Source organism: Micromonospora sp. CB01531, from assembly GCF_001905095.1.
In the GTDB taxonomy this organism is placed as follows: Bacteria; Actinomycetota; Actinomycetes; order Mycobacteriales; family Micromonosporaceae; genus Micromonospora.
Genome location: NZ_LWLS01000075.1, coordinates 69,450 through 79,416 on the forward strand (window position 1 = coordinate 69,450; position 9,967 = coordinate 79,416).

Consider the following 9,967-nt stretch of genomic DNA (forward strand, 5'->3'; position numbering starts at 1 on the left):
CCGGCGAGCAGTTGGCTGGTCTCTTCTCCGAGCGCCACCGCCGCTCGAGCCAATGCGACAAGATCAGCGTGCTCCGCCACGGTGGTCCGCAGCTCCGGTCGAGGAGCGTTGCGCCAGGCGACTCGCGCCGCGTCACGGGTGAGTCGGGTGACATCGGCCGTGCCCCGCTCGGCGAGCGCGCGATGAAGGCCGCCGCGAACAACGCCTGAACCGGCGTACGAGAAGCAGGCCGCGGCCGCCGGGAGGGGACCGGTGTGCGATCCCCCCGCTTTTTCGACGTGAGCCGGCTCAGCTCCCTGCGAGCAGGCTCTCGACGACCGGTCGGTCGGGGTAGGACGACTGCGCGCCGCGCGCGCCGACCGTGATCGCCGACATCGCGACGGCAAACCGCACCGCGTCCCGCAGCGGGGCTCCGTGCGACAGCTCGCACGCCACGGCGCCGACGAATGCGTCTCCGGCCCCGGTAGTGTCGACGACCTTTACGACACGACCCGCCTCACGGTGGAGCCCGTCCGGATCGGCGACGAGCGCTCCGTCCACGCCGAGCGTGATGATGACGGACCGCGCACCGGCGTCGAGCAGTCCGCGGGCGAGCTCCTCGAACCCCGAGGCGTCGCGGCCGAGCACGATCCGCGCCTCGTGCTCGTTGACGATGAGCGGGTCGCACGCGCGCAGCGTGCCGGCCGGCAGTTCCCGTGCCGGAGCGGCGTTGAGCACGACGCGGATGCCGCGCGCCGCCGCCACCGTCGCGAGGTGGTCGACGGTCGCGGCGGGGATCTCCATGCTCAGCACCACCACGCGCGCGTCGGTCCAGCCCGCGTCGGGCCGCTCCACGAGTTCGACGTCAACCGCGCTGTTCGCACCGGGCGAGACGACGATCGAGTTTTCGCCGTCCGGTGTGACGAGGATGATCGCCGTGCCCGTTGGCCGCTCGACGGTGTGGACGTGCTCGATGTCGACGCCGGCGTCCTGCAGGCCCCGGCGGAGGAACGCGCCGTGGTCGTCGTCGCCGAGGCATCCGACGAGCCGCGTGGCGGCGCCGGCCCGAGCCGACGCCGCCGCCTGGTTCGCGCCCTTGCCGCCCGGGTGCAGGGCGAGGTTGGAGCCGAGTAGCGTCTCGCCGCCGCCGGGGCGCCGCGGCACCTCGACGACCAGATCCGCGTTGGTGCTCCCCACGACCACGACCTCTGCCATGCCTATCCCTCCGACCGCCGGTCCGGTCAATCCTGGCGCAGCGACGCGTCGAGCGCCGACAGCCGCGAATCCAGCAGGTCGCGGAACCGCTCGACGTCGACCTTCACCGCGACGTCGCAGTTCGGCTCGCCGCTCTCGCAGGCGCGGTCGACGAGCGTCATCCCGGACGTGAGGCGTCCGACGTTCTCGACGTCGACGAACGCCGGCACCGTCGTGAACACGTCGGGGTCGATCACCCTGGCGACCGCGAGCGAGTCGTGCTGCGGCATCGCGGCCTCCATGTCGACGCCGACGTTGTGGTAGCCGGCGAGCAGGTGCCCGACGATTTCGGCGACGGGGCCACCCGAGGCGAACAGCCGCGGCAGGTGTTTCCGCGCCACTGTGGCCTGGTGCGTCGCGTTCAGCCCCACCATCGTGATCGGGACGCCGAATGCGAAGACGCGTGCCGCGGCGTCCGGGTCGAACCAGATGTTGAACTCCGCGACGGGCGTGACGTTGCCGAGCACGTCGAACGCTCCCCCGCCCATGATGACGAACCGCTCCACCTTGCGCGCCGTCTCGGGGTACTCGTTGATGAGCATCGCGATGTTGGTGAGCGGCCCGATTGGGACGATCGTGATGGGGTCGGTGCTCTCCTCGATGAGACGCGCGAGTAGGGGGACTCCGGGTTCGAAGGTCCGTGTCGAGACGGGCAGGCTGTGGCCGGCGAAGCCGTCCTCGCCGTGCACGTCGGGCGTGAAGTCGATGTCGCGCCGCGACAGTGGCCCCGACGCGCCCTTGCCGACCGGGATGTCGAGTCGCAGCAGGTCGGCGAGGGCGGCTGCGTTGCCCGACGTGTATGGGAGTCCGACGTTGCCCGCCACGGCGACGAGCCCGCGTAGGTCGACTTCGGGACTTGCGGCGGCCAGCATGATCGCCAGCGCGTCGTCGATGCCCGGGTCGGTGTCGATGACGATGGGGCGGGCGCTCATCGGATCACCGTCGCCTTCGTCGGGCCGAACCACACGACGTCCTCGCGCTTGACCCCGTAGAGGTGGTTGCCGATGAAGGGCTCCACCGCCCACGCCCCGCGCATTACGGTCTCGTTGGAGGCGTCGATGTACCCGTCGTCGTACGACGAGTTCGCGGTGAGCGAGTGGCCGATGTTGCTCAGGCGATCGAGCAGCACGTACGGGGTCTTCGCGAGCTCGTCGCTGAAGACGCCGAACCAGTCGCACGCCCGCATCCCCGGCTTCGCGGCCGCGAGGACCGTCGCGTGGATGCGCTCGATCGTGGCGAGCGCCTCGCGCTGGGCGTGGTTGTTTCCCCGCTGGAAAGAGCGCGTGCAGTCGCCCCACCATCCGTCGATGGTGACGGGGTGGACGTCGATCATGCCGAGGTCGAGGTTCCACAGGGCGCGGTCGGTGGGCACGTCGGTGGGGAAGCAGCTGAGCGTCCCGATCCCGAAGCCGACCGTCGTTGGCGTCCACGTGCCGACCGCGCCGGCGTCCAGCACCATCTGGTCGATGATGCGGTGCAACTCTCGCTCGGTCTGTCCCGCGACGGCGGCCTCGGTGCCGGCCTCGGCGACCTTGATGGCGATGCGCTGCGCGGCGACGAGGCCGGCAGGCGGCTCGTCGGTGATCTCGTGGTCTGTCATTCCTTCTCTCCTTCTTCCTCGCCCGCGAGCCAGCCGACCATGTCCTGCCAGAGGGCGTCGAAGCCCTCCCATGCGAGGAACTCCGGCGGCAGCCAGTGCGGCCCCATGTCGCTCGCGAACGCGGCGACCCGCCCTTCACCGTGGCGGCCGACGACCAGGAGTGGGCGTCCGTCGACGGCGATGAGCGTCTCGGCGGCGGGACGCATCCGGAGTCGCTGGTAGCCGAGGATGGCGGGCAGCTCTTGCGGGACGTGCGCGACGGCGGCGTGCCGCTGGACGACGCGGGGGCGCACGCCGTGCGGCGTCTCCTCGCGGTCGTCGCCGACCTCCATGTGGACTGGGAGGACGGCGGCGAGTGCGGTGCCGCGATAGTTCGCCTTGGCCTCGATGCCCTGGAAGCTCAGGTACCCGCCCACCATCAGCAGCGCGCCGCCGCCGTGCACCCAGTGGGCGAGTGCGGCCAGGCGGTCGGGTACCGCTTGGCCGCGGGTGAACACGTCCGTGGGCAGCAGGATCGTGTTCGCACCGATGTCGCTCAGCACGATCACGTCGTACCGGTCGAACTCGGCGGTCGTCGCCGGGAACTGGGCCGACGCGACGTGGTTGGGCATGAAGTCGACCTCGTGGCCGCCGCGCTCGAGGGCCGCGATGAAGGCGCCGCCGCCCTCCTCGTAGGTCGACGTGAAGAACGAGTCGAACCCCTTCGTGTGGATCGAGGTCGTGGACCACGACTCTCCGGCCAGCAGTACTCGTGCCACGGAATCTCCGTTCGTTCGGCGAGGGGCGAGGGGGTCAGTGCGTCGCGCGGACCGCGGCGACGAAGCGGGCGACGTTCTCGGGGGCGACGTCGCCGGTGTCGGCAAGCGTGTCCTTCAGGGCACTGCCCACGACGACGCCGTCGGCCTGGGCGAGCTGCTCCGCGGCGTTGTCGGGCGTGACGCCTGCGCCGACGATCAAGGGGAAGCCGGGGCCGACGATGCGCCGGAACTCCGCGATCTTGTCGAGCGGCGTCATGAGTCCCGTCCCGTCGCCGGTGACCACGATCGCGTCGCACCGCCCGATGGCGAGCGCGAGGTCCTCCTCGAGGGTCCGGCCGGAGCGGTACGGCTGGTACTTGAAGCGGACGCCGCCGAAGACGGATGCCTCTACCCCGGCGCGCATCTCGGTGAGCCGCTCGGCGAACGCGGCGTCTTCCTCTGGCGAGAGGTGGCCGGCGACCGAGTCGAGCTGCAGGAAGGCGATCGGGTACCTGCCCGCGAGCTCGAAGGCCTGCGCGTCGTCGTTGAGGACGTTCAGCCCGATGACGACCTCGGGGCGCTCCGCCACCAGGTGGTCGAGCACCGCGATGACGTCCTCGACCTCGCCGAAGTAGTTCTCAACGATGATCGCGTCGACGCCGTTTCCCCATAGGTCGTCGATCTCCTGCTTGGCGCGGCGGAGGCGGTCGACCGCGTCTTCGCCCTTCAGATGGAGCATCGCGAAAATGGGAGTGCCCGTGGGGAAGACGGTGCGGAAGGGCCTACTCATGGAGTCTTCTCCGGATTCGGATTCGGATTCGGATTCGGGTTCGGATTCGGATTCGGGGTTCGGGGTTCGGGGTTCGGGGTTCGGGGTTCGGGGTTCGGGGTTCGGGGTTCGGGGTTCGGGGTTCGGGTCAGGGGACGAGCTCGACGACGTCGTCGACGGTGAGGGCGCGGCGGCTCAGATTGAGGTCGCGTGCCAGCTGCGCGGCATCCGGCCGGCGGATGCGGGAGCGCCGGAGGATGTCGTCGTCGAGGAAGACGTCCCTGCGGTCGCCGTCCGCGATCACCGCACCGTCGGCCATCGCGACGACGCGCCTGAACGCGTCGATCACGAAGCGCATGTCGTGCGTGATCGTGATGACGGCGACGCCCTCGTCGCCGAGCCGGTCGAGCATGCCGTGCAGGAGTGCGAGCCCCCGGGAGTCGAGGCCCGCCGTGGGCTCGTCGAGGATCACGTACCGGCACTCCGACACGAGGATGGCGGCGATCGCGACGAACTTGCGGATCGCGCTCGGCAGGTCCTTCGGGTTGGTGTCGAGGTGGTCGCCGATGCCGGTCAGCTCGATCGCGCGGGCGCAGCGCTCCTCGCGCTTCTCGTCGGGCCACTTGAGGTACTTGGGTAGGTACTCGATCTCGGAGCGGACGTCGGCGGCGAACAGCTGGTCGTCCGGATTCTGGAACACGTACCCGACGTCGCGGGCCACCTGCGCGGTGGTGCGCTTCGCGGTCGACGCCCCGTTGACGAGCACCTCGCCCTCGGTCGGCAAGAGCAGACGGTTCATGAGCTTGACCGTGGTTGTCTTGCCCGCCCCGTTCTGCCCGACGATCGCCAGCCGCTCACCGTCGTCGACGCGGAGGTCGACGCCGCCGATCGCGCGCGAGCCGTCGGGGTAGGTGAAGCCCACCCCGTTCAGTTCAATGGGCATGCGTGCTCCTCCCGATCCGTACGGAGATTTCGTCGAACGCTTCGGCCCGCTTAATCGGCAGCCGGTCGAGCGGTTTCCCCGCGGCGGCGAGCCTGCGGCCGAGCTCGGTCACCTCTGGGGGGACGACGCCGTACGCGCCGAACTCGTCCGATCCGACGACATCCCTCGTCGGCCCGTGCATCACGACGGTGCCCTCGTTCATCACCGTGATGGTGTCGGCGTACTGCGCGAGCAGGTCGATCTTGTGCTCCGCGAGCACGATGGACTTGCCCCTGTGCTTGAGTCCCTCGATGATCTCGAACACGGCCTCGGATGCCTCGGGGTCGAGCTGGGACGTCGGCTCGTCGATCACGACGACCGGTGCGTCCATGGCGATGATCGACGCGAACGCGACCTTCTGCCGCTGTCCGCCGGAGAGCTCGTTTGGGTTCTTCTCCACGATCGCCTCGATGCCGAGCTGCTCGACCACGCTCTCGACGCGCTCGATCATCTCGTCGCGGGGCACACCGAGGTTCTCGAGCCCGATCGCGATCTCCTCGAACACGGTCTCGCGGATGCCGCTGATCTGCGTGAACGGGTTATCGAAGACGCAGCCGATAGTCCGCGACAGCTCGGCCGGGTCCCAGTCGAGCAGCGGCCTGCCGAGGATGACCACCTCGCCGGTGAGATCGCCGTGGTGGAAGTGCGGGATGACGCCGCGGATCAGGCTGCACAGCGTCGTCTTGCCGCTCGAGTTGAGCCCGACCACGCCGTGCAGCCGGCCCTCCTCGAGCTGCAGGTCGATGCCGACGAGCGCGGGTTGCTCCGCGTAGGCGTAGGTGAAGCCCACTCCAGTCAGTGCGGCTAGAACCATCCGAGGATCCCTCCGGTGACGGCGGCCGCGGCCACGACGAGCGAGAGCACGACGAGCACGGTGTCGACGGCGGTCAAGGGCTTGAGGTTGAGGAGGCTGGTGTGCCTGCCCGGGTTGTTGAAGGCGCGAGCGTCGAGCGCGATCGCCCGCTCCTCGGTCGCCGTCATCGCCGTCAGGAACACCGGGGCGAGCACCGGGAAGAACGCGCGTGCGCGCACGAACACGTTCCCCTCGGTCTCGATCCCCCGTGCCTTCTGCGCGTCGAGCACGACTCGGGCGGTGGCGCCGAGGTCGGTGATCGCCTGGAATGACGCCAGGATGACGTAGCTGACGCGCGGGCTCACGCCGATCCGCTCGAGGGCCAGCATCAGCCGGCGCATCGATACGATGGCGAAGAATAGGGTCACGCCGCCGCAGATCACCATCACCGCGGTGGTGAAGCGCAGACCGTTTTCGATGCCCTCGCGCGTGATGGCGATCGGCCCGAGCGGGACGAGGACCGTCTCGCCCTTCACGAGCAGGGCGCGCAGGGCGAACAGGATGAGCCCGACCGCGATCCAGAGTTTCAGGATCGTGACGAGGTAGGACGGACCGCGCCCCGCGAGGTACGCGATTCCGACGAAGAGCGCGCTGACCGCCAGCGGCACGATCCACCCCGCGCTCGCCAGACCCACCACGATCAGCGCCGTGATGCCGGCGACCATCGCGATGGGGTGGATGTCGAGGACGGCGTTCCCCAGTGTCATCGGCTGCCGGTAGCGGTCAGCGACGGCGGCCACCGCGTTGTTCGTCATGGCTGAGTGGCGGTCGTGGCGACCGGCTTCTTCGCGCGCGGATTCGGCTGGCCGAGGTACACCCGGCCGAGCGGCAGCTTGACGAGCAGCCGCTTCGGGATGCCCTTGATGATCGCGTACACGATCAGCACTGTCGGCACCTTGTCGAGGACGTCCATCGGCAACTGGGCGGCGAAGTTCGCCGTGTTCAGGTCCATGCCCATCGCCGTGAGCGCGCCGACGACGATCGCGCCGCCGCCGACGGCGAGCCCGTCGAACACCCAGATCGTGATGAGGGCGCCGCAGAAGCCGCCGATGAAGGCGAACGGGAGCACGGACAGCAGCGTCTTCCACCACGTGCGGAACACGCCGATCCGGCCGAAATAGCCCGCCAGCAGACCGAACGCGACGTTGAGGATCGCGAACGCGAACGTCGGCGGCGAGGTGATCGAGTTGATCCCGTTCGAGATGAGGCCCACGAGCGCGCCCGGAAGGCCGCCGCAGGTCGCTCCCACGAGGATCGTCCCGATGCTGTCGAGATAGACCGGCAGCTTGAGGAGCAGTGCGATCTGCCCGCCGACGAAGTTGATCGCGATACCGATCGGGATCATGAAGATCGTCAGGCGGCCGTAACCGCGCATGAATGTTGCGAATCGACTGGAAGCCATCGTCGGCGTCCTTTCTTGTTTTTGTGCGCCGAACTCAGCCTCGACGGGGTGAGTCACATCGTTGTCGACGTGGTCGGTGCGAACGATCGGAGGAAGCCGTCGACGTCCTCGCGGGTGGTCATGCCGGCGCGGGCGCCGATCTTCCCGACGGCGAGGGCGGCGGCGGCGTTGGCGAACTCGGCTGCGGCGACGGAGTCGCGGCCGATCGAGAGTGCGTAGAGGAAGGAGCTTGTGAACGTGTCGCCGGCACCCGTGACGTCGACGACGTCGACGGGAAGGCCCGGCACCGCGACCACGCCGTCGCGGGTGTGCAGCTCGCAGCCCTCGCTGTCCTTCGTGACGACGACGGCCGTCGCACCTCCGACGAGGAGCTGCGGGATTGAGCCGCCGGTGGCGGCGAAGCGGGCCTCGCCCATGGCGTTCATGAAGACGATGTCGCAGTGCTCGATGAGTCCCGTGCCGTGGTTCTCCTCGTTGTAGACGTCGAGGTCGACGACGATCTTCGCTCCGCGGGCGCGGAGCGCCTCGAGCACCTCGTGCGCGCCGAGCTCCCCCATCCGGAGCGGCTTGGCGTCGGTGAGGGTCGTCACGATGAACTCGGCCTCGGCGAGGTGCTCGAACGTCTCGGGGGTGATCTCGGTGCGCGTGATGCCAAGCGTCGGGATGATCACGATGTGCTGCTCGCCCGAGATGAGGACGATGCAGTGCGAGTCGGGAACAGTCTCGTCGAAGATCACGAACCGGGTGTCGAGTCCGTTCTCGCGCAGCTGCGAGAGGAGCTTCTGCGTGAGGGCGCCGGAGTTGAGCTGGCCGATGAACGACGTCGGCATGCCGTAGTGGGCGTAGATCGACGCGGCGTTCGCGATGCTTCCCCCGAACTCGGGTTCCAGTGCCCGCACGATGACCTTGTCGTTCGCCTGCGGGAAGTGCGGCGTGACGTAGTACTCGTCCTGGGCGACGTCGCCGAGGAACACGGAGTGGCGGGTCATCGGCGGACCTCCCCGGTCGAGGCGCGGACGATGAGCTCGACCGGGATGGCGATGCGGCCGGGCACGAGTTGCTCGCCCGTCTCGAGTGCGTGCAGCAGGGTGCGGGCGGCCAGGGTGCCGAGTTCGTGCGTGTCCTGGCGGACGGTCGTGAGCGGCGGAGAACTATGCCGGCTGATCGACACGTCGTCGAACCCGACCACCGAGACGTCCCTCGGCACGCCGAACCCCTGCGCGCGTAGGCCTTCGATCGCGCCGAGCGCCATGAGGTCGTTGTGGGCGAACACCGCCGTGATCTCGCCTGCGGCGAAGGCATCAGCGAATCCGTCGACCGCGGGGGGGCCGCTCTCGACGGAGTAGTCGCCGGACGTCGTGAACACCCGGCCGCCGGCCGGCTCCCACGCGCTGGCGAACCCCGTGCTGCGCAGGACGCTGGTCACCGGTGCATGTACAGGCGCTCCTTGGATCTCGAGCACGCTGCGGTGGCCGAGGGATAGCAGATGCTCGGCGACGATTCGGCCGCCCGCCTCGTTGTCGGAGACGATTGTCGGCAGGTCGACGATCCCCTCGATCTCCTCGTCGACGAGGATCACGGGGAGACGCCCGTTGAGGGCCGCACGGGCCTTCGCGCCCAGCACGGCGCCTGAGGCGTAGATGATCCCGTCGACTGCGCGGGAGGCGATCATCTCCAGGTAGCGGCTCTCCCTCCCGGAGTCGAATCCGGTCGTCGCGAGGAGCATGTTGTATCCGCGTTCCATTGCGACGGACTCGATCCCCTTCGCCAGCTCAGCGAAGTACTCGATCGCGATGTCGGGGACGACGACGGCGAGGACGCTCGTCTTTCCGAGCGCGAGGCTCTGCGCGGCGCGGGTCGGGACGTAGTCGAGCTCGGCCATCGCCCTGCGAACCTTCTCGCGCACCGTCTCGCTCACCTTGCGCTTGCCGCTGAGGGTGTGCGAGACGGTCGTCGGGCTCACGCCCGCGTGCCGGGCGACATCGGAGATCGAGACCATCCGTGCGGCTTCCTCGTCGTCGGGGCGCGATGCTGCGGGCATCGCGCCGTACGTGGCGGATCGCTCGGGTGCGCATTGCAGATCATGCAAAGCGCTTTGGCAAACCGCTTTGGCGAGGAGTATGGGCCGGACCTGCGGCCGAGCGCAAGGGTTTCGTCAGCACCCGTTGCGGTTCAGCCGCGGACGCATTCTTCGAGCCAGCGCGCGACGCCGTCCTCGTCGTTCGAACGGATGGTGCGCGTGGCGAGGGCCCGCAGCTCCGGCACGGCGTTCGCCACCGCGCACGATTCGTCGGCTACGCCGAACAGCGGCACGTCGTTCACGTTGTCGCCGAAGGCGATCATCCGCCCCGTGCGGAGCTCGTCCGCCAGCCGCCGCGCGGCGAGCGCCTT

12 protein-coding genes are annotated in these 9,967 nt (G+C 69.2%); all 12 read right to left on the reverse strand.

Going from position 1 to position 9,967, the window contains the following annotated elements:
- Positions 1-288: 288 nt before the first annotated feature.
- A complete protein-coding gene (locus A6A27_RS21810; RefSeq protein WP_073836499.1) occupies positions 289-1,194 on the reverse strand; it encodes a ribokinase in 906 nt (301 codons plus the stop codon).
- 26 nt (positions 1,195-1,220) lie between these two features.
- Entirely contained in the window at positions 1,221-2,165 is a 945-nt protein-coding gene (locus tag A6A27_RS21815; RefSeq protein WP_073836519.1) for a nucleoside hydrolase, read from the reverse strand.
- Positions 2,162-2,833 carry a M24 family metallopeptidase gene (locus A6A27_RS21820; protein WP_073836500.1) on the reverse strand — a complete coding sequence of 224 codons (672 nt, stop codon included), beginning with the start codon at positions 2,831-2,833 and terminating at the stop codon, positions 2,162-2,164. The genes A6A27_RS21815 and A6A27_RS21820 overlap by 4 nt, the downstream gene beginning before the upstream one ends.
- Positions 2,830-3,591 carry a glutamine amidotransferase gene (locus tag A6A27_RS21825; protein ID WP_073836501.1) on the reverse strand — a complete coding sequence of 254 codons (762 nt, stop codon included), beginning with the start codon at positions 3,589-3,591 and terminating at the stop codon, positions 2,830-2,832. The genes A6A27_RS21820 and A6A27_RS21825 overlap by 4 nt, the downstream gene beginning before the upstream one ends.
- A gap of 34 nt (positions 3,592-3,625) precedes the next feature.
- The gene (locus A6A27_RS21830) at positions 3,626-4,309 is read right to left on the reverse strand and encodes a BtpA/SgcQ family protein (protein WP_198940395.1); all 684 of its coding nucleotides are present in this window, start codon (positions 4,307-4,309) and stop codon (positions 3,626-3,628) included.
- A gap of 178 nt (positions 4,310-4,487) precedes the next feature.
- Complete coding sequence (locus tag A6A27_RS21840) at positions 4,488-5,282, reverse strand: energy-coupling factor ABC transporter ATP-binding protein (protein ID WP_073836504.1); 795 nt, start codon at positions 5,280-5,282, stop codon at positions 4,488-4,490.
- Complete coding sequence (locus A6A27_RS21845; protein ID WP_198940396.1) at positions 5,272-6,111, reverse strand: energy-coupling factor ABC transporter ATP-binding protein; 840 nt, start codon at positions 6,109-6,111, stop codon at positions 5,272-5,274. Before A6A27_RS21845 ends, A6A27_RS21840 begins: the two co-directional genes overlap by 11 nt.
- A gap of 14 nt (positions 6,112-6,125) precedes the next feature.
- A complete protein-coding gene (locus A6A27_RS21850; RefSeq protein WP_073836506.1) occupies positions 6,126-6,929 on the reverse strand; it encodes an energy-coupling factor transporter transmembrane component T in 804 nt (267 codons plus the stop codon).
- Positions 6,926-7,549, reverse strand: coding sequence for an ECF transporter S component (locus tag A6A27_RS21855; RefSeq protein ID WP_073836508.1), 624 nt, complete (start codon positions 7,547-7,549; stop codon positions 6,926-6,928). The genes A6A27_RS21850 and A6A27_RS21855 overlap by 4 nt, the downstream gene beginning before the upstream one ends.
- 80 nt (positions 7,550-7,629) lie before the next feature.
- Positions 7,630-8,565, reverse strand: a complete 936-nt coding sequence (locus A6A27_RS21860; protein ID WP_073836509.1) for a carbohydrate kinase family protein — start codon at positions 8,563-8,565, stop codon at positions 7,630-7,632.
- Positions 8,562-9,617, reverse strand: a complete 1,056-nt coding sequence (locus tag A6A27_RS21865) for a LacI family DNA-binding transcriptional regulator (RefSeq protein WP_073836510.1) — start codon at positions 9,615-9,617, stop codon at positions 8,562-8,564. The genes A6A27_RS21860 and A6A27_RS21865 overlap by 4 nt, the downstream gene beginning before the upstream one ends.
- 131 nt (positions 9,618-9,748) lie before the next feature.
- Positions 9,749-9,967, reverse strand: a 219-nt coding sequence (locus A6A27_RS21870) for an HAD family hydrolase (protein WP_158074026.1), incomplete at its 5' end; no start/stop codon positions are given.

Bases quoted from the DNA above. Each gene is read 5' to 3' on its own strand.
- A6A27_RS21865 (WP_073836510.1), bottom strand. From the start codon at position 9,617: ATGCCCGCAGCATCGCGCCCCGACGACGAGGAAGCCGCACGGATGGTC.
- A6A27_RS21830 (WP_198940395.1), bottom strand. From the start codon at position 4,309: ATGCTCCATCTGAAGGGCGAAGACGCGGTCGACCGCCTCCGCCGCGCC.
- A6A27_RS21820 (WP_073836500.1), bottom strand. From the start codon at position 2,833: ATGACAGACCACGAGATCACCGACGAGCCGCCTGCCGGCCTCGTCGCC.
- A6A27_RS21855 (WP_073836508.1), bottom strand. From the start codon at position 7,549: ATGCGCGGTTACGGCCGCCTGACGATCTTCATGATCCCGATCGGTATC.
- A6A27_RS21840 (WP_073836504.1), bottom strand. From the start codon at position 5,282: ATGCCCATTGAACTGAACGGGGTGGGCTTCACCTACCCCGACGGCTCG.
- A6A27_RS21810 (WP_073836499.1), bottom strand. From the start codon at position 1,194: ATGGCAGAGGTCGTGGTCGTGGGGAGCACCAACGCGGATCTGGTCGTC.
- A6A27_RS21850 (WP_073836506.1), bottom strand. From the start codon at position 6,929: ATGACGAACAACGCGGTGGCCGCCGTCGCTGACCGCTACCGGCAGCCG.
- A6A27_RS21860 (WP_073836509.1), bottom strand. From the start codon at position 8,565: ATGACCCGCCACTCCGTGTTCCTCGGCGACGTCGCCCAGGACGAGTAC.
- A6A27_RS21815 (WP_073836519.1), bottom strand. From the start codon at position 2,165: ATGAGCGCCCGCCCCATCGTCATCGACACCGACCCGGGCATCGACGAC.